At 65.3% G+C, this 17605-nt stretch carries 17 protein-coding genes; 13 read left to right on the top strand and 4 right to left on the bottom strand.

The annotated features are described in order from the left end of the window. The first annotated feature begins 61 nt into the window (after positions 1-61). Genes GSH16_RS14365 through GSH16_RS14355 form a run of 3 tightly spaced genes read left to right on the top strand, consistent with a single transcriptional unit; the run spans position 62 to position 3119 of the window. A complete protein-coding gene (locus tag GSH16_RS14365; RefSeq protein WP_160856304.1) occupies positions 62-727 on the top strand; it encodes a response regulator transcription factor in 666 nt (221 codons plus the stop codon). Then, on the top strand, positions 727-2100 hold the full coding sequence (locus GSH16_RS14360; RefSeq protein WP_205524125.1) for a sensor histidine kinase: 1374 nt from the start codon (positions 727-729) through the stop codon (positions 2098-2100). Before GSH16_RS14365 ends, GSH16_RS14360 begins: the two co-directional genes overlap by 1 nt. Then, the gene (locus GSH16_RS14355; protein WP_160856303.1) at positions 2070-3119 is read left to right on the top strand and encodes an ABC transporter substrate-binding protein; all 1050 of its coding nucleotides are present in this window, start codon (positions 2070-2072) and stop codon (positions 3117-3119) included. Before GSH16_RS14360 ends, GSH16_RS14355 begins: the two co-directional genes overlap by 31 nt. Positions 3120-3125: 6 nt before the next feature. On the opposite strand, the gene otnC is transcribed toward GSH16_RS14355, so the two are convergent. Genes otnC through GSH16_RS14335 form a run of 4 tightly spaced genes read right to left on the bottom strand, consistent with a single transcriptional unit; the run spans position 3126 to position 6129 of the window. Continuing rightward, positions 3126-3770: a 3-oxo-tetronate 4-phosphate decarboxylase gene (otnC, locus tag GSH16_RS14350; RefSeq protein ID WP_160856302.1), complete on the bottom strand. Its 645-nt coding sequence runs from the start codon at positions 3768-3770 to the stop codon at positions 3126-3128. Further along, positions 3767-5008, bottom strand: coding sequence for a 3-oxo-tetronate kinase (gene otnK, locus GSH16_RS14345; RefSeq protein ID WP_160856301.1), 1242 nt, complete (start codon positions 5006-5008; stop codon positions 3767-3769). Before otnK ends, otnC begins: the two co-directional genes overlap by 4 nt. Positions 5009-5011: 3 nt before the next feature. Then, positions 5012-5833 carry an N-acyl homoserine lactonase family protein gene (locus tag GSH16_RS14340; RefSeq protein ID WP_160856300.1) on the bottom strand — a complete coding sequence of 274 codons (822 nt, stop codon included), beginning with the start codon at positions 5831-5833 and terminating at the stop codon, positions 5012-5014. Continuing rightward, a complete protein-coding gene (locus GSH16_RS14335) occupies positions 5830-6129 on the bottom strand; it encodes a putative quinol monooxygenase (protein WP_160856299.1) in 300 nt (99 codons plus the stop codon). The genes GSH16_RS14340 and GSH16_RS14335 overlap by 4 nt, the downstream gene beginning before the upstream one ends. Before the next feature lie 129 nt (positions 6130-6258). Here GSH16_RS14335 and GSH16_RS14330 point away from each other — a divergent pair, with 129 nt between their 5' ends. From GSH16_RS14330 to GSH16_RS14285, 10 genes are all read left to right on the top strand, one after another. Then, positions 6259-7284 (top strand): Gfo/Idh/MocA family protein, encoded by a 1026-nt coding sequence (locus GSH16_RS14330; RefSeq protein ID WP_160856298.1) that lies wholly within the window; start codon positions 6259-6261, stop codon positions 7282-7284. Beyond that, a complete protein-coding gene (locus tag GSH16_RS14325) occupies positions 7285-7974 on the top strand; it encodes a GntR family transcriptional regulator (protein WP_160856297.1) in 690 nt (229 codons plus the stop codon). A 219-nt stretch (positions 7975-8193) separates the two neighbouring features. Further along, entirely contained in the window at positions 8194-9225 is a 1032-nt protein-coding gene (locus GSH16_RS14320) for a TRAP transporter substrate-binding protein (RefSeq protein ID WP_160856296.1), read from the top strand. Positions 9226-9364: 139 nt separating this feature from the next. After that, the gene (locus GSH16_RS14315) at positions 9365-9928 is read left to right on the top strand and encodes a TRAP transporter small permease subunit (protein ID WP_160856295.1); all 564 of its coding nucleotides are present in this window, start codon (positions 9365-9367) and stop codon (positions 9926-9928) included. Beyond that, entirely contained in the window at positions 9928-11394 is a 1467-nt protein-coding gene (locus GSH16_RS14310) for a TRAP transporter large permease (protein ID WP_160856294.1), read from the top strand. The genes GSH16_RS14315 and GSH16_RS14310 overlap by 1 nt, the downstream gene beginning before the upstream one ends. Positions 11395-11572: 178 nt before the next feature. Next, a complete protein-coding gene (locus GSH16_RS14305; protein WP_235913243.1) occupies positions 11573-12553 on the top strand; it encodes a BMP family protein in 981 nt (326 codons plus the stop codon). A gap of 73 nt (positions 12554-12626) precedes the next feature. Beyond that, positions 12627-14138, top strand: a complete 1512-nt coding sequence (locus GSH16_RS14300) for an ABC transporter ATP-binding protein (RefSeq protein WP_160856292.1) — start codon at positions 12627-12629, stop codon at positions 14136-14138. Next, on the top strand, positions 14138-15211 hold the full coding sequence (locus tag GSH16_RS14295; RefSeq protein ID WP_407941077.1) for an ABC transporter permease: 1074 nt from the start codon (positions 14138-14140) through the stop codon (positions 15209-15211). Before GSH16_RS14300 ends, GSH16_RS14295 begins: the two co-directional genes overlap by 1 nt. Then, positions 15211-16155 (top strand): ABC transporter permease, encoded by a 945-nt coding sequence (locus GSH16_RS14290; protein WP_160856290.1) that lies wholly within the window; start codon positions 15211-15213, stop codon positions 16153-16155. Before GSH16_RS14295 ends, GSH16_RS14290 begins: the two co-directional genes overlap by 1 nt. Positions 16156-16174: 19 nt before the next feature. Further along, a complete protein-coding gene (locus GSH16_RS14285) occupies positions 16175-17473 on the top strand; it encodes an amidohydrolase family protein (protein WP_160856289.1) in 1299 nt (432 codons plus the stop codon). The last annotated feature ends 132 nt before the right edge of the window (positions 17474-17605 follow it).

The raw sequence follows: 17605 nt of genomic DNA, 5'->3' as shown, positions 1-17605 counted from the left end.
CAGAGAATTTGCTGAAAAGCTGACACCAACCTGTCAAATCCCGAAAAAACCGGAAGGGGCGATGCGTTTCCTGCTGATCGAGGACAATGCCGGGCTTGCGGAATCGGTGCAGGCACGGCTCGCCATGGACGGACATGCGGTCGACTGGGCCGACACGTTGGACGCGGCCGAAGCCTGTATGGACGGGGCGGATTACGACCTGATCCTTGTCGACATCATGCTGCCTGACGGGGACGGCCGCACCTTCATTGCCCGCCACCGCGCGCGGCAGGCCGAAACGCCGGTGATCGTCCTGACCGCCCGTTCGGCCGTATCCGACCGGGTGCAGGTGCTCGATCTCGGGGCGGATGACTATCTGACCAAACCGTTTGACGTGGCCGAACTGGTCGCGCGCTGTCGTGCGGTCCTGCGACGGCGCGGGGGGACGGCCAGCAACGTGATCCGGCTCGGCAATCTGGAGTTTGACCCGCTCGCCGCGACGGTGCGCGTCGACGGCGAACCGCGTGAGTTGCGCAACCGCGAACTGCGGATGCTGGAGATTTTCATCTCCGCTCGAGGTCGGCTCCTGTCCAAGGGCCAGCTGCACGACCGGATGTTCTCCTTTGCCGAGGATGTGTCGGACAATGCGATCGAAGTCTATGTCGGTCGGCTCCGCCGGAAGCTGCAGGGTGCCACAGTCCGGATCGAGACCGTGCGCGGCGTCGGCTACCGGATGGCCGGGCCCTGATGGCCGCGCGCCGGCCCATGTCGCTGCGCAGGCGCCTGTTTCTGCAAATGCTGGGCGTGGCGGCGGTCCTGTCGGTCGCGCTTTATCTGACCGTCCGGACGGTGGCCGAACGCGCTGCCGAAGCCACGCAGGACAATATCCTTGCGGCCTCGGCCACGGCGATTGCAGAGGCGGCCCGCGCGGCCGATCAGGGCATATTGGTCGATATTCCCTATGCGGCTTTCGCCATGCTCGGTGCAGTGTCGGAGGACCGGGTCTTCTACCGGATCCTCGCCAATGACGAGACGATCACAGGGTATGAGGACCTGCCGATGCCCGGACCGGGCGGGGCGGGCCCTGCCTATCTGACGAGCCCCTACCGGGACACGGTGGTGCGGATCGTGCGCCTGAACCGGCAATTGCCGGTGGACGGGCGTCCGGTCGATCTGGGGATCGTGGTCGCCCAGACGCGACTGGCGCAGGATGCAATCGCACGTCGGGTCGCCAATGTGGCCGCCGGTCTCGGCATCGGGTTCTTCCTGCTTGCTGGTCTTCTCGGCGGACTGGCCGCACAATCGACCCTGCGACCGCTGCGGCGGCTTGCTGGCGCGGTGAGCCGTCGGGGGCCATCGGACCTGCGGCCCGTCGATCACTCGGCACCGTCGGAATTGCAGCCGCTTCTCTCGGCGCTCAACGGGTTCATCGGGCGCCTGCGGGCCGCGCTCGACCGGACGGAAACGCTGATCGCCGAGGCTGCGCATCACGTGCGCACACCACTCGCCACGGTGCGCATCCAGACCGAGATCGCGTTGCGCAACACCGATGACGACGCGACACGCCGCACCTTGCGCGCGGTGATCCGCGCGGTGGAGGAAAGCGCCCGCTCCGCCGGACAGTTGCTCGATCACGCAATGGTCAGCTACCGCTCCGATCATATGGACCGCGGGCCCGTGGACCTGGCCCGCCGCCTGTCGGAGATGGTCCACTCGGTGACACCGGCGGCCGATCTGCGCGACATCGATCTGCATCTGAGTGGCGTTGACCAGCCCGCCGCGATCACCGGCGACGAGGTGCTGATCGATGCGGCGCTGCGCAACCTGCTCGACAATGCGGTGAAATATTCGCCTGCAGATGCGCGGATCGAGGCGGCGCTCGCGCCCGGTGACGGCTGGTTCTGGATCGAGATCCGCGACCGTGGCCGCGGGATCGGAGAGGCTGGCGGTGCGGAACTGGCGACACGGTTCCGCCGCGGCGCAAATGTCGGAGATATCGTCGGCTCGGGTCTCGGGCTCAGCATCGTGGAAGAAGTGGCCCGCGCCCATGGCGGTCGGTTCAGTCTTGAAAACCGGGAAGGAGGTGGCACATGCGCCCGGCTCGAACTGCCGCGAACCTGATCGCAGCCCTGCTCGCGCTCGTTGCGCCGCTGACAGGTGCGACCGCCTATGAGGTGGAGGAAGAGCGCCGGTTCGGCACGCCCGAAGCCGATCGGGAATTGCATATCCTGTCGACCACGGACACGGAACATTTCCAGCCGCTGATCGAGGCTTTTCTCGCCACCCGCCCGAACGTGGCGCTCATCTATACAGTCGCGTCGAGCACAGAGACCTACAAGGCCGTGGCCGAGGAAGCCGCGCCGGTCGATCTGGTGATCTCAAGCGCCATGGACCTGCAGATGAAACTTGCCAATGACGGGCTGGCGCTGCCGCATCGCTCCGATGCCACCCTGTCGCTGCCCGACTGGGCGCGCTGGCGCGACCATCTGTTTGCCTTTGCGCAGGAACCGGCGGTCACGCTCCTGTCGCGCCGGGTGCTCGACCAGTTGCCGGCACCGCAGACGCGACAGGAACTGATTGCGCTTCTGCGCGACAATCCCGCGCTCTTTCGTGGCCGGATCGGCACCTATGATCCGCGCAGTTCGGGCACCGGCTACCTGTTTGCGACACAGGACGCACGCCAGTCACAGGCCTATTGGCGGCTGGTGCAGGTGATGGGCGGCCTGCAGCCGCGCATCTATTGCTGTTCGGGCCAGATGATTGCCGATCTGAAAGCCGGCGATCTGATGATGGCCTATAACGTGACCGGCTCTTATGCCGCCGCGCAGCTCGATCCCGACCGCGAGGGGCTGGTGATCGCGTTGCAGGATTACACGAATGTGCTCCTGCGGTCCGTCCTGATCCCGCCGACCGCGCGCGATCCCGATCTGGGGCGCGCCTTCATCGACTATCTGCTGAGCCCCGCTGGCCGCGCGCTGCAGGCGGAGCGCACGGGCCTGCCGCCGATCGATGGCGCGGCGCTCGGACAGGCGCCGCACCTGCACCCGATTGCGCTCGGACCGGGGCTGTTGGTCTATCTCGACCAGATCAAGCGGCAGAACTTCCTGCGCGAATGGACCGATGCGATGATCCAGCCCTGAAGGCCCTCAGGGGTCGCCGAAGGTCGCGCGCAGGCTTGCGATCTGCTCGGATGTCAGCATCCGCGGGTTCCGTCCCTGCGTCATCAGGGTGAGCTTCGCCGTCTCTTCCAGCTCTTCCATCCCGTAGACCGCCGCTTCCAGCGAGGGGGCGGAGACGACCGGCCCGTGATTGGCAAGGATCACCGCGCAATGCTGGCCGTCAAGGTCGCGCACCGCGTCCCCCATCGCCGGATCGCCGGGTTGGATATAGGGCAGGAGCCGCACCCGCCCGAGCCGCATGATCGAATAGGGGGTGAGCGGTGGCAGCGCGTCCAACGGGTCAACCTCGGGCAGCATCGACAGCGCGACAGCATGGCTGGAATGCAGGTGCACGACCGCGCCCGCCTTGCTGCCGCGCGTCTCGTAGAAGGCAGCGTGGAGTGGCATCTCCTTGGTTGGTGCATCCCCGTCCACGTGCCGGCCCTCCGCGTCGAACCGCGACAGCCGGGCGGGATCGAGCCGTCCGAAACAGCTGCCGGTCGGGCTGACAAGCAGTCCGCCATCTTCCGTCCGTGCAGAGATATTGCCCGATGCACCGCAGGTCAGTCCGCGGTCATACATGGAGGCCGCGAGCGTGCAGAGCATCTCACGCAGTTTTACATCCGTGCTCATGCTGTCAGCACCCCCACGGCGCGGGCAAAGAAGTCGTCCTGTCCAAAATTGCCCGACTTGAGCGCGAGGCAGAGCCCGCTGTCGGGGTCGCGCACAGCGGGCACACCGGCCGCGATCTCAGGCCCGATGTCGAGTCTGTCGAGTTTCAGCGCTTCGACGACGGCACCCGATGTCTCGCCCCCAGCGGTCACGATGATCCGGTGGCCTGCGTCCCGCCATGCCACGGCCAGATCGCCGAAGAGCGCTTCGATCGCGCTGGCAACCGTGTCGCGGCCGAATTTCTCCTGCGCCGCTTTGACAACCGCCGGATCGGCGGAGGAATAGATGAGCGGGGCAGGGGCGTTGCTGTCCTCGGCCCAGCCAAGAAGCCGCGCGGCGGTTGCCTCGCCGCCCATGACGGCCTCCGCCGTGACCTCATATGCCGGACCGGACGCCTTGGCGGCGGCAACCTGCCGGCGGGTCTGTTCCGAACAGGAGCCGGACAGGAGCAGCGCGCGCCCTTTTGCGCCCTGCCAGTCCGGTTCGGTTGCGGACAATGTGCCGGCGTCCCTGAAATTGTCGGGCAGGCCGAGCGCGATCCCCGAACCGCCGGTGATGAGTGTCCGGTCACGCGCGGCGCGTCCGATGGCGCGCAGGTCCGCATCGCGGATTGCGTCGACCACGACCATGGCCCGTGACCCGCCACCGAGCGCGGCCCGGATCGCGTCGGCCCCGTCGAACACTGTTGCGGCGCCGATATGATCCACCGCCCAGTCAGTCTGTTGCGCGAGCCAGCGGCGGATGTCGCTATCGGTCATCGGGGTCAGAGGATGGTGGCGCATCCCGCTGTCCGACAGGAGCATGTCACCGACGAAGAGATGCCCCTGATAGACGGATCGTCCGGTGGCGGGAAAGGCCGGACAGATGATCACCCGCGTTTCCCCCAGATCCTCGGCAAGGGCTGCGGCCACCGGTCCGATATTGCCCTCCGGCGTGCTGTCGAAGGTCGAGCAATATTTGAACAGAAACTGCGTGCAGCCCTGATCGCGCAACCAGCGCAGCGCCGCGCGCGACTGGGCCACGGCCTCCGCCACGGGGATCGTCCGCGATTTCAGTGCCACGACGCCCGCGTCGATCCCGTCTGCGGCGGGTCCGTCCGGCACGCCGGAGAAGAGCCTGACGCCCATCCCCTCTTTGCGCAGCGTATTGGCCAGATCGCTCGATCCGGTGAAATCGTCGCCGATACATCCAAGCAGCATCCGTCAGGTCTCCGGTCTGGAAAAGGTTGGCAATGGGCCCTGCGGGCCGGCGTCGATCCGCCAGGCGAACGGCACATTCGGATCGACAGGATAGAGCGTCGTGACGAGCGGATCATGGCCGGGAATGACCCGGTCGGCCGTGCCGGCGAGTGCGGTGATCCGGTCGAACCCTGTCAGCATCGGCTCCAGGTCGGCCACGATCGGGAAGGGTTTTCCGGTCAGGAAATTCTCATAGAAATGGGTCGCGTCCGAGGCGAGGCAGAACGGCCCGTTGGCGGTTTCGACCCGCACCGCCTGAAGCCCGCGTGAATGGCCGCCGATCGCGTGGACCGTCACGCCCGGCGCCACCTCGGCGTCCCCGTCATGGAAGATCACGCGGCCCGAATAGACGTGGCGCACCATCTCGCAGACATGTTCGGCCGTGAAGGGCATGCGCAACGTGTCGTGGCACATGCAGGGTCCGGTCGCATAGGCCATTTCCGCCGCCTGCAGGTGGAACCGGGCCGACGGGTAGCGGTCGAGCCCGCCCGCATGGTCGTAATGCAGATGGGTGATGATGACCGTATCGATCTCCTCGGCCCGCACACCGAGCGGCTCCAGCGCCACCACCGGGTCGCGCAGGATCGGGCGGTCGCGCCGCGCGCCCTCGGCCGCGTCATATCCCGTGTCGACTAGGATGGTGCGGCTGCCGTTGCGCAAGAGCCAGACGAAATAGTCCATCGGATGCGGCGATGCGTGATCGTCGTCAAAGATGAAACTGTCGCCCCTGATCCGGGTGTTCCGGTCGGCATATTTGACCGCATGGACCGTCCAGTTGGCGCTCATGCACCGCCCTCGGACAGCGTGTCATAGGTTACGACCTGCTTGTCCGCGACATGATCCGGCGCGGCGGCAGAAAAGGCGCTGAAATGGTCGGTGGACATATGGTGCTCGAAAGCCGCCCGGTCGGTGTAGAGCTCGTAGAGGAACACCTCCTCCGGCGCGCCGCTGTCCCACAGGATGTCGAACCGGTGGCATCCGGCCTCTTTGGTCAGGGAATTGCGCGCCTGATCCCGCATCAGCGGCATGAAGGCGTCGGACGCTCCGGGTTTCAAGGTGAACCGGACGGTAACCGCATACATCTTTGCTCTCCCTCAATCTGGATTTTGCGTATCCATTAAAAAATGCGTTGTCAACGCATCCTACCCCGTTAAACTGCGCTGCGGCGGGCGCGCGGGCCGCCTGCGACCTGCTCAGGGGTAAGCTATAGCATGAGTTTTCCGAAGGATCCGATTCGAGTGGCCTGTCTGGGCGCGGGCTATTTCAGCCGCTTCCACTATGACGCCTGGGCGCGCATCGACAGGGCCCGGCCCGTGGCGTCGGTCAACCGCGACATCACCAAGGCGGAGGCCACGGGTCTGCCGGCCTATGCGCGGCTCGACGAGATGCTGGCGGCCGAGACGCCCGACCTGCTCGATATCATCACCCCGCCCGAAACCCATTTGCAGGCGATCTGCACGGCGCTCGATCACGGGGTGCGCGCGATCATCTGCCAGAAACCGTTCTGCAAGAACATCGACGAGGCTCGGGAGGCCGTGGCGCTGGCCCGCGCCGCGGATGTGCCGCTGATCGTGCATGAGAATTTCCGCTTCCAGCCCTGGTACCGCACGATGCGCCGGGCGATTGACGAAGGCGCGATCGGGGAGGTGCACCAGATCACGTTCCGGCTGCGGACCGGAGACGGGCAGGGGCCGCGTGCCTATCTCGACCGGCAGCCCTATTTCCAGGACATGCCGCGCTTCCTGATCCATGAAACGGCGGTCCACTGGATCGACACGTTCCGCTATCTGTTGGGCGAACCCGACCGGATGTTTGCCGATCTGCGGCGGCTCAATCCGGCGATCAAGGGGGAGGATGCGGGCTATCTGCTAATGTCCTACGCGGATGGTCGGCGGGCGCTCTTCGATGGCAACCGGCTGCTTGACCATGCGGCGGACAATCCGCGCACCACGCTTGGCGAATGTCTGGTCGAGGGCAGCACCGGCACGCTGACGCTCGACGGGTGGGGCCGCGTTGCGCGGCGCGCTTTCGGTGCGGCGGAGGCGCAGGTGATCCTTGACCGGCAGGACTGGCCGGGCTTTGCGGGGGATTGCGTGCATGCGTTACAAACCCACGTGATAAGCGGACTTCTCGATGGCACCCCCTTGGAAAACAGGGCAGAAGACTATCTGAAGAACATCCTTCTGGAAGATGCGGCCTATGCGTCCGATGCGGCGGGCCGGCAAATCGAGGTGTGAATGGCCAAGGCTCCGAAACCGGCTGACAAACCGGCGGCATCCCAGACGCAGCGCGCCACGCAGCAGCTGCGCGACATGATCCTGACCAATCGTCTGCCGGCCGGGTCGAACCATCTGGAAACGGAACTGGCCGAGATGCTCGGCATGTCACGGACGCCGGTGCGCGAGGCGACGCTGGTGCTCGAATCCCAGGGGCTCTTGAAAGTCCGCCCGCGCCGCGGGGTGCAGATCCTGACCCTGTCGCCCGAGGACATGACCGAGATCTACCAGATCCTGACCGAACTTGAATCGCTCGCGGCCGAACTCGTGGCGGCCAAGAAACTGTCCGCCGCCAAACTCGCGCCGCTCGACCGGGCGCTGGAGCGGATGGAGAAAAGCCTCGACGACAATGACCGGGAGGCCTGGGCCGCCGCGGATGAGGAGTTCCATGCAACGCTCGTCAACCTGTCGGGCAATAGCCGTCTGGCGGCGATCGTGTCGACCTACAATGATCAGGTGCGGCGCGCCCGCAACCTGACGCTGTTCATCCGGCCTCTGCCGCGTGCCTCGAACGAGGATCATGCGCGGCTGATGGAGGCGCTGCGCGACGGTGATGCGGAGCGGGCGCGTGAACTGCACCGCCAGCACCGGATGCGGGCCAAGACCACCCTGATCGCACTGCTCGAAAAGCACGGGTTCCATCAGGTCTGACCTGTTGCGGGGCGCAGGACGCGCCACCGTCTCCCCCTTCATTTCCCGAATTGGGTCAGCCTTGCTGATTGGCTTTGCCGTGAATTTGGCAATCAATCAGCCATCCAACTGTCTTTGCGCGCGTGTTTGCACATTTGACGGTGGATAATTTAATGCATACAGTAATCCGTGTCCGTAGAGCGCGGATGCTAGAAAAATGCACAGTCAGGGAGGACTGAAATGAAGAAGATGCTCACTGCCGCGGCCGCCGCCGCGCTGCTGTCGGCGCCGATGGCCCAGGCCGAACCCGTCAAGCTCAACATGCCCTCGACCTTCCCCGGATCGCTGATCCAGCTGGGTGAGGCGGGTGTGAAGCTGCAGGACACGCTCAACCTCATCTCGGGCGGCGAGGTGGAGGTCAAATTCTTCGAACCGAACGCGCTCGTCCCGCCGCTGGAGATTTTTGATGCCGTGTCCAACGGGTCGGTGGATGCCGGCTGGTCGGTGCCGGGCTACTGGGGCTCCAAGAACTCTGCGCTGAACCTCTTTGCTGCCGTGCCGTTCGGCCCCAGCGCCGGCGAGTATCTCGCCTGGATGTGGTATGGCGGCGGCGAAGACATGATGAACGAGATCTACAATGCCAATGGCATTCACTCGCTCGTCTGCGGGATCATCGCCCCCGAGGCCTCCGGCTGGTTCCGCGAGGAAATCACCGGCCCCGAAGATCTGGCGGGGCTCAAGATGCGCTTCTTCGGCCTCGGCGCGAAGGTGATGCAGAAACTCGGCGTGGACACGCAGCTGCTCGCCGGCGGGGATATTTACCCGGCGCTGGAGCGCGGCACGATCGACGCGACCGAGTTTTCCATGCCGGCGATCGACCTCAATCTCGGCTTCTACAATATCGCCAAGCATTACTACTTCCCCGGCTGGCACCAGCAGTCGACCATTCAGGAGCTGCTGATCTCCAAGGCCAAATGGGACGGGATGACCGACCAGCAGCGTGGGCTGATCACCACCGCCTGCCGCGCCAATGTCGCCACCCAGTTCGCAGAGGGCGAGGCGATCCAGTCGGCGGCCCTGAAAGAGATCGAGGGCAATGGCGTGACCATCCACCAGTGGGATGATTCCATGCTCGATACGCTGCGTTCGGCCTGGGAGGAAGTGGTGGCCGAAGAGGTTGCCGCCAACCCCGATTTCGACAAGGCTTGGACGAGCCTGTCGGAATTCCGCGAGCAGTACACCACCTGGAAAGAGCTGGGCTACCTGAAGTAACCGGCCCGTCCAACTAAAACCGAAAGGTCCGGCTGCAGGTCAGCCGGGCCTTTTTCGGCCAAAACCACCGCCGGTTTGCTAGAATGGCGGAAGAACAGGCCAAAAGGCCGCAAGACCATAATTTGGGGGAGGGATCCACGTGCAGAGCCTCTTGATGCTCAGCCGCTTCATCGACCGGACACTCAGGGTGCTTGCCCTGACGGGGGGATGGCTCGGCGCCTTGCTTGTCGTCGTCGTCTGTTACGACGTCATCACCCGCTATTTCGGGGTGCCGAAACCCGCGGGGCTCAATTCGACCATGATTCAGGAAAGCGAGTATTGGCTGCACGCCTATCTGATCATGCTGGCCGTGGGTTACGGCTATACACGCCAGACCCATGTGCGCATCGACCTGCTGCGCGAGGGGTTCTCCGAGCGGCGCAAATACTGGATCGAGATCGTGGGCATCTGCCTTGCCCTCGTGCCCTATTCGCTGCTCGGGATCTGGTTGTCCTTCGGCTATGCGAAACAGTCTTTCCTGTCGGGCGAGATTTCCAAATCCCAGACCGGGCTCAGCAACCTGTGGCTTCTGAAGGCCGGCATGGTGCTTCTGTTCGTGCTCCTGCTTCTTGCGGCCCTGTCGCAGCTCATCAAATGTATCGCGGGGCTCCGCGGTGACCTTGACGAGGACACGCGCGACCAGCTTCTGAACGGGGGCCACTGATGGATTTCATCGAGCTTCTGCCCCTGTTCATGTTCATCGTCCTGGGCGTGAGTATGTTCTCCGGCTTTCCGGTCGCCTTCGTGCTCGGCGGCGTCGGGCTTCTGTTCGGGCTCATAGGCATCATGGCCGGCGAGTTCATGTTCATCCAGTTCCGCACCCTTCCGTCACGCATCTTCGGCGGGATCATGGAAAACCTGATCCTGACCGCCATTCCGATGTTCATCTTCATGGGCACGATGCTGGAACGGTCAGGCATCGCACGCGACCTGCTCAACTGCCTTCAGGTTCTGATGCGCCGTGTCCCCGGCGGGCTGGCCCTGTCGGTGACGATCATGGGAACCATTCTGGCCGCCACCACCGGCATCATCGGCGCGAGCGTCATCATGATGTCGCTTCTCGCGCTGCCGGTGATGATCGAACGGAACTACAATCACGAACTGGCAACCGGCACGATCGCCGCCTCCGGCACGCTCGGCATCCTGATCCCGCCCTCGATCATGCTTGTGATCATGGCGGATCTCCTGTCGCGCTCGGTGGGCAATCTCTTCGTGGCGGCGGTCTTTCCGGGCCTGATCCTGGCCGGACTTTATGTCGTCTATATCGTGGTTCGCTGCACCATCAATCCGAAGCTGGCACCGGCGCTTGACCAGGATCTTGGGCCGCAAACGGGTCTGGGCGTCTTTGCCATGGTGGTGCGCAGCTTCGTGCCGCCGGTGATCCTGATCGGGCTTGTGCTCGGCTCCATCCTCGGCGGGTTCGCAACCCCGACGGAGGCTGCGGGTGTCGGCGCGATGGGCGCGATCCTGCTCGGGCTGATCAATCTGGTGATCCTGCCGAGCCTCGGGGTCGAGGAATTCGTGCTGGAGACCACGGCGGACACGGGCATTGACGACCATCCGGTCGGTGGCGGGTTCTGGCGAGAGTTGCGCCACTATATCGGCGTCTTGGCTGATGTGGTCGAGCGGACCATGCTCACCAATGCGATGATCTTCGGCATCTTCATCGGGGCGACGCTGTTCTCCTACATCTTCCGTGCGCTTGGCGGCGACGATCTGGTGATCGATCTGGTGGAGTCGCTTGGCCTCGGGTCCTGGGGGCTCCTGTTCCTGATCATGGCGCTCGTCTTCGTGCTCGGCTTTTTCTTCGACTGGATCGAGATCACGCTGATCGTGCTGCCGGTCTTCGCGCCGATCATCGCGCAGCTCGATTTCGGGGACCATGTCGCGAAATTCGAGGTGACCTACTGGTTTGCGATCCTGCTCGCGGTGAACCTGCAGACGAGCTTCCTGACGCCACCTTTCGGCTTCGCGCTCTTCTACCTCAAGGCCGTCGCGCCGGAAAATGTGCGCATTCAGGAAATCTACCGCGGGATCATTCCCTTCGTGCTCCTGCAGCTGATCGGACTGGCGCTGGTGATGAGCTTCCCCGACATCGCCCTCTGGCTGCCGAGGGTGCTGCTGAACTGAACTCTGGCCCGCCACCCTTCCGATCGCGGCGGCGGGCTGCCCAAAAAAACGGCATGTTTCGAGCGGCTTGGCGGTTTCTTGTGTCGTGGCCGCCATTTTTCTTGATCGAACGGTCAAGAAATGACCCAATTGCGTGACGTTAGGTCAGGGCAACAGGAGTGAGGGAATGCGCACAGCAATGAAACTAACCCGCCGCGGGATGATGGTCGCGGCGCTCGTCGTCGGGTCGGTCTGGGGCGCGGGAGTGGCCGCCGCTGAAACGGTCAAGGTCGCGGCGATTTACACATTGCCGGTCGAACAGCAGTGGATCGGCCGGATCCACAAGGCACTGACCACCGCGCAGGAGCGTGGCGATATCGAATATGTCTATTCGGAAAATGTCGCCAACAACGATTACGAGCGGGTCATGCGCGAATATGCTGAAGCCGGTCACCAGCTGATCGTGGGCGAGGTGTTCGGGTTGGAACGCGCCGCGCGCAAGGTGGCGGCCGACTATCCCGAAACAGCATTCCTGATGGGCTCGTCCTTCGGGCCGGTGGCGCCCAACTTCTCGGTCTTCGACAACTGGATTCACGAGCCGAGCTACCTGTCGGGCATGATCGCCGGCGCGGCGACCGAGAGCAACCTGATCGGCATGGTCGGCGGCTATGCGATCCCGGAGGTCAACCGGCTCATGCATGCATTCATGGATGGCGCGCGGGAGGTCAATTCCGACGTGAAGTTCCTCGTGAGCTTCATCGACAGCTGGTATGATCCGCCCAAGGCCAAGGAAAGCGCCTTTGCCATGATGGATGCCGGTGCCGACATCATGTATGCGGAGCGGTTCGGCGTCTCCGACGCGGCGGTGGAGCGCGGTGTGAAGGCGATCGGCAACGTGATCGACACGTCCGGCGACTATCCGGGCACGATCCTCGCCTCGGCGCTCTGGCACATGGAGCCGACGATCGACCGTGCGGTCGCGGCCGTGGCTGGCGGGACCTTCGAGGCCGCGGATTACGGCCAGTATAGTTTCATGGCCTATGGCGGCGGGTCGCTGGTGCTTGATCCGGAACTGGTCCCGGCCGAGGTCGTGTCCGCCGTCGAGGCCAAAGAGGCCGACATCATGAACGGGCTTTTCCGGGTGAACGTGAACGACGCCGCTCCGGTGTCGGACAACTGAGCTCCGGACGGGTGATCCCTCAAACGAGTCAAGGACGGACCGGGCGGCCTATCCGCCCGGTCCCGCCGCTGCCATGAGCGCGCCGGTTCTCGAACTGTCGGGCCTCAGCAAGCGGTTCGGCGCCGTGCAGGCCAATGCCGATGTCGACCTGTCGCTCGGTCGGGGCGAAGTGCTCGCGTTGCTGGGCGAGAATGGCGCGGGCAAGACCACGCTGATGAACATGCTGTTCGGCCATTACCTGCCGGACGCGGGCCATATACGAGTGGACGACGGGCAGGGTCTGCGCGACCTGCCGCTCGGCCATCCGCAGGCCGCCCTGTCCGCCGGGATCGGGATGGTGCATCAGCATTTCACCTTGGCCGAGAACCTGTCGGCGCTCGACAATATCCTGCTCGGCGTGGGGTCGCTCCTGTCGCGGCGGAAACGCGGCGGTGCGGCCCGCGCCCATGTCGAGGACGTGATGGCGCGCTCCGGTCTGCAGGTGGCGCTCGACACGCGGGTGAGCCGCCTGACGGTCGGTGAGCGGCAAAGGGTCGAGATCCTGAAAGCGCTGGTGCGCAACACGCGCATCCTTGTGCTCGACGAGCCAACCGCCGTCCTTACACCGCAGGAGGCGGACAGCCTTTTCGCCAATTTGCACCAGCTGGCTGTGGATGGTCTTTCGGTCATTTTCATATCCCACAAATTGCGGGAGGTTCTGGCCTTCTCCGACCGGATTGCCGTCCTGCGTCACGGTCGCAAGGTCGGAGAGATCGCAACGGCTGAGGCCGACGAGCGCCGCATCGCGCGGCTGATGGTCGGGGCGGAAGCCCCTCAGGTGGAACGCGCGCCGATGGATCCCGGTGCACCGGTGCTGGAGCTTTCCGGCATCCGGTGCGAGGCCGCATCCGCCCGTGACCGGTTGTCGGACGTGTCCTTGACCGTGCATGCGCGCGAGATTGTGGGCATCGCTGGTGTATCCGGCAACGGACAGGCGGCGCTCGCGGCGGTCATTTCCGGCCTGCGCGCGCCGGATGCGGGCGAAATCCGCGTCGGCGGCGCGTTGCCGGCCCGGCACACGCCTGCGGCGCTCATCCGTGCAGGTGTCGGCCGCATCCCCGAAGACCGACACCATGACGGGGTGGTCGGGTCGATGAGCGTGGCCGAGAACCTGATCCTTGAGCGCCTCGACGGGCCGGACGTGCAGCGCCGCGGTTTCCTGCGCCGCCGCCAGATCGATGCGGCGGCCATCGCAGCCGTCGAGGAATTCGACATTCGTGGACCCGGTCCGGATGCGCCGGTGCGGCTCCTGTCGGGCGGAAACATGCAGAAGATGATCCTCGCGCGGGTGTTCCGTGCCGCGCCGAAACTGATTCTTGCCAACCAGCCGACCCGCGGGCTCGACCTCGGCGCAGCGGCCGAAGTGGGCCGGCGGCTGGTCGCAGCCTGTGGCGACGGGGCAGGGGTGCTGCTCATATCCGAAGATCTCGACGAGTTGATCGCGCTTTCCGACCGGATCCTCGTCATGGTCGACGGGCGGCTGACGGAAGCGCCGCGCCGCGACCGCACGGAGATCGGGCTGATGATGGCGGGGGCAGCAGCATGATCCGGATCGAACCGCGCCCGCCTGTCTCCGGCACCGTGCGGCTTGTCCTGCCGTTGGCGGCCGCGCTCGCGGCCCTAGCGCTGACCGCCGTGCCGCTCCTCTTTGCCGGCGCGCCGGTCTTCACCGCCTATGGGCTGATGCTCAAGGGTGTCGCGGGGTCGCTCTTTGCCTTCACCGAAACCCTGACCCGCGCGACGCCACTGATTTTCACCGGTCTTGCCGCAGCCGTCGCGTTTCGTGCACGGCTCTGGAACATCGGGGCGGAGGGGCAGCTCTATCTCGGGGCATTGGCCTGCGTCTGGATCGGCACCGGCATGATCGACGCTCCGGCGCTCGTTCTGGTGCCGCTGGTCCTGCTGGCAGGCGCGCTTGCAGGTGCGGTCGGGATGATCGGCCCGGCCTGGTTGCGGACGCGCTTCGGCGCGGACGAGGTCGTCACCACGCTGCTGCTGAATTTCATCATTCTCATCTTCGTGCAGATGATGCTCGAAGGCGCGTTGAAGGATCCGATGGGGCTCGGCTGGCCGCAATCCGAGCCGGTGCTCGATGCCGCCATGCTGCCGCCGCTCATCGACCGGATGCGGCTCCATTGGGGTTTCCCGCTGGCGCTGGTCATGGCGGTTCTGGTGCACCTTCTAATGAGCCGCACCGTCTGGGGCTTCCGCATCCGCGCGGTTGGCGAAAACGCCGCCGCGGCACGCCATGCCGGCCTGCCGGTGACGCGGGTGCTGCTGAGCGTCGCGGCGCTGTCGGGCGCGCTTGCGGGTCTTGCCGGTGTCAGCGAGGTCGCGGGCCTCAAGGGTTATCTGACGGCCGACCTGTCACCCGGCTTCGGCTATGCGGGGATCGTGGTTGCGATGCTGGCCGGCCTTTCGCCGCTCGGCGTCGTCGTGGCGGCGGTCTATATCGCCGCCGTTTTCGTCGGTGCGGACAGTATGAGCCGTGAACTGGGCGTGTCGAGCTATCTGGCCGATCTGACGGTGGCCCTGTCGCTCATCTGCGTGTTGCTCGGCGGCTTTTTCGCCCGCTACCGGATCGTCCGGGTGCCGACCGTGGATGCGGGACAGGGCTGATGGCGGACATCCTATCCATCCTTCTGTCCGACAGTTTCTGGGCCGCCGCGCTGCGGATCGCAACCCCGCTCATCTTCGGGGTTCTGGGCGCGCTGCTTTGTGAGCGGTCGGGGGTTCTGAACCTCGGGATCGAGGGGATTTTCGTGGCCGGCGCGATGACCGGCTGGCTCGCGGTCTGGATGGGGGCACCGCTCTGGCTCGGCGTGCTCGCGGCGGCGCTGGCGGGCGCGGGGTTCGGGTTGATCCACGCGATCCTCACCGTGCCGCTTGGCCTGTCGCAGCATGTCTCGGGTCTGGGCGTGACGATGCTGGCAACCTCGGTCGCCTATTTCACCTATCGCACGGCGCTGCCGGACGTGACCTCTCCACCCCGGATCACGCCGTTCCAGCCGCTCGACATTCCCCTTTTGTCTGACCTGCCGTTCGTCGGGCCGGTCCTCTTTCAGCAGACCGCACTCACCTGGCTCGCGCTCGGCTGTGTCTTTCTGGTCTGGTATGTGCTGAACCGCATGTCGCTCGGGGTCGCGCTGCGCGCCGTGGGTGACAATCCCGATGCGGTCGATGCGCAGGGCCTGTCTGTCTACGGGCTGCGGATCGGTGCGGTCATGGCCGGGTCGGCCCTGATGGCGCTAGGCGGCGCGTTCCTGACCATGTCGGCATTCGACGCGTTCTTCTTCGGGATGGTCAACGGGCGCGGATGGATCTGCATCGCGCTGGTCATCTTTGCCAGCTGGCGCCCGGGCAAGGCGCTGCTCGGCGCGCTGCTCTTCGGTGCGTTCGATGCGTTTCAGGTGCGGCTGCAGACCGAGGTCGGCGCGATGGTGCCGGGGCAGGTATTCCTGATGGCGCCTTACATCCTGTCGATCATTGCGCTTGTCGTCGCGGCGCGGGGCGCCGATTATCCGCGCGCGCTGCTCACGCCGTGGTTCAAGGGCCAGCGCTGATACAAGGGGACTGAGGGTCATGGGTTTCGATCTGATCATCACCAATGCAACCCTGCCCGACGGTCGGACCGGCATGGGGATCGGCATCGCAGGCGGGCGTATCGCGGCGGTCGAGCCGCAGCTTGAAGCCGCGGCGGGCCGGACGATCGATGCCGGCGGCTATCTGGTTGCGCCGCCCTTCGTCGATCCGCATTTCCACATGGACGCGACCCTGTCGCTTGGGCGGCCGCGGATGAACCGGTCCGGCACCCTGCTCGAAGGGATCGGGCTCTGGGGCGAGTTGAAACCGCTGCAGACCGTGGACGAGATCATCGCGCGCGCCCTCAACTACTGCGATCTGGCGGTGGCACAGGGTATCGGTGCGATCCGTAGCCATGTGGACATTTGCGACCCGGAATTGAAGGGCGTCGCGGCCCTGCTGGAGGTCCGCCGTCAGGTCGCGCCCTATCTCGACCTGCAACTGGTCGCCTTCCCGCAGGACGGGCTCTATCGCGACGCGGACGCGGAGGCGCTCTTGCTGCGTGCCCTCGATATGGGCGTGGATATTGTCGGCGGCATCCCGCATTTCGAACGCACGATGGAAGAGGGCGCGCGCTCCGTCCGCCGGCTCTGCGAGATCGCGGCCGAGCGCGGGCTGATGGTCGACATGCATTGTGACGAGACGGACGACCCGATGAGCCGGCATATCGAGACGCTCGCGGCCGAGACGCAGCGGCTCGGGCTTGGCGGTCGGGTGGCCGGCTCGCACCTGACGTCGATGCATTCGATGGACAATTACTATGTCTCGAAACTGATCCCGCTCATCGTCGAGGCGGGCGTGCATGCGATCCCCAACCCGCTCATCAACATCATGCTGCAGGGCCGGCATGACAGCTATCCCAAGCGGCGCGGCCAGACGCGGGTGCGCGAGTTGCGCGACGCGGGCGTGACCGTGGGCTTCGGGTCGGATTGCGTGATGGACCCGTGGTATTCGCTCGGCACGGGCGACATGCTCGATGTGGCTTTCATGGGCCTGCATGTGGGCCAGTTGGCAAGCCGCGAGGATATGGGCTGGTGCTTCGATGCCGTGACGGAAAACTCCGCCCGCATCATGGGGCTGGAGGGCTACGGGATCGCGCCCGGGTGCCATGCCGATCTGAACATTTTGCAGGCCGCCGATCCGGTGGAGGCAATCCGCCTGCGCGCCACCCGGATTGCGGTGCTGCGACGCGGCGAGGTCATCGCTACGTCCGAGGCCCGCACCACCCGTCTGTCACTCGATGGGCGGCCGGAACGGGTGGATCCAGCGGCCTTCGCCCCCGTCGAAGGCGGGCGCTGAGGCGCTTCCCGCCAAGAAAACAGCGGCCGCCGCGCCCGTGGTGCGACAAGTTGACACGTGGCCTCATCGCTGTGAATGCCGTGTCTACGGCGGTTTGAAGCGGGCGTGCCAGACCCCGACCATCCGAGACCC

This window comes from Oceanomicrobium pacificus, from assembly GCF_009833495.1.
Lineage (GTDB): Bacteria > Pseudomonadota > Alphaproteobacteria > Rhodobacterales > Rhodobacteraceae > Oceanomicrobium > Oceanomicrobium pacificus.
The sequence above is the reverse complement of the archived record's forward strand: the minus strand, read 5'-3'. Positions and strand labels throughout refer to the sequence as shown.

What these genes read in the sequence shown, in the direction of transcription:
- GSH16_RS14365 (WP_160856304.1), top strand. Translation starts at nt 62, where the DNA reads ATGCGTTTCCTGCTGATCGAGGACAATGCCGGGCTTGCGGAATCGGTG.
- GSH16_RS14360 (WP_205524125.1), top strand. Translation starts at nt 727, where the DNA reads ATGGCCGCGCGCCGGCCCATGTCGCTGCGCAGGCGCCTGTTTCTGCAA.
- GSH16_RS14355 (WP_160856303.1), top strand. Translation starts at nt 2,070, where the DNA reads ATGCGCCCGGCTCGAACTGCCGCGAACCTGATCGCAGCCCTGCTCGCG.
- otnC (WP_160856302.1), bottom strand. Translation starts at nt 3,770, where the DNA reads ATGAGCACGGATGTAAAACTGCGTGAGATGCTCTGCACGCTCGCGGCC.
- otnK (WP_160856301.1), bottom strand. Translation starts at nt 5,008, where the DNA reads ATGCTGCTTGGATGTATCGGCGACGATTTCACCGGATCGAGCGATCTG.
- GSH16_RS14340 (WP_160856300.1), bottom strand. Translation starts at nt 5,833, where the DNA reads ATGAGCGCCAACTGGACGGTCCATGCGGTCAAATATGCCGACCGGAAC.
- GSH16_RS14335 (WP_160856299.1), bottom strand. Translation starts at nt 6,129, where the DNA reads ATGTATGCGGTTACCGTCCGGTTCACCTTGAAACCCGGAGCGTCCGAC.
- GSH16_RS14330 (WP_160856298.1), top strand. Translation starts at nt 6,259, where the DNA reads ATGAGTTTTCCGAAGGATCCGATTCGAGTGGCCTGTCTGGGCGCGGGC.
- GSH16_RS14325 (WP_160856297.1), top strand. Translation starts at nt 7,285, where the DNA reads ATGGCCAAGGCTCCGAAACCGGCTGACAAACCGGCGGCATCCCAGACG.
- GSH16_RS14320 (WP_160856296.1), top strand. Translation starts at nt 8,194, where the DNA reads ATGAAGAAGATGCTCACTGCCGCGGCCGCCGCCGCGCTGCTGTCGGCG.
- GSH16_RS14310 (WP_160856294.1), top strand. Translation starts at nt 9,928, where the DNA reads ATGGATTTCATCGAGCTTCTGCCCCTGTTCATGTTCATCGTCCTGGGC.
- GSH16_RS14305 (WP_235913243.1), top strand. Translation starts at nt 11,573, where the DNA reads ATGAAACTAACCCGCCGCGGGATGATGGTCGCGGCGCTCGTCGTCGGG.
- GSH16_RS14300 (WP_160856292.1), top strand. Translation starts at nt 12,627, where the DNA reads ATGAGCGCGCCGGTTCTCGAACTGTCGGGCCTCAGCAAGCGGTTCGGC.
- GSH16_RS14290 (WP_160856290.1), top strand. Translation starts at nt 15,211, where the DNA reads ATGGCGGACATCCTATCCATCCTTCTGTCCGACAGTTTCTGGGCCGCC.
- GSH16_RS14285 (WP_160856289.1), top strand. Translation starts at nt 16,175, where the DNA reads ATGGGTTTCGATCTGATCATCACCAATGCAACCCTGCCCGACGGTCGG.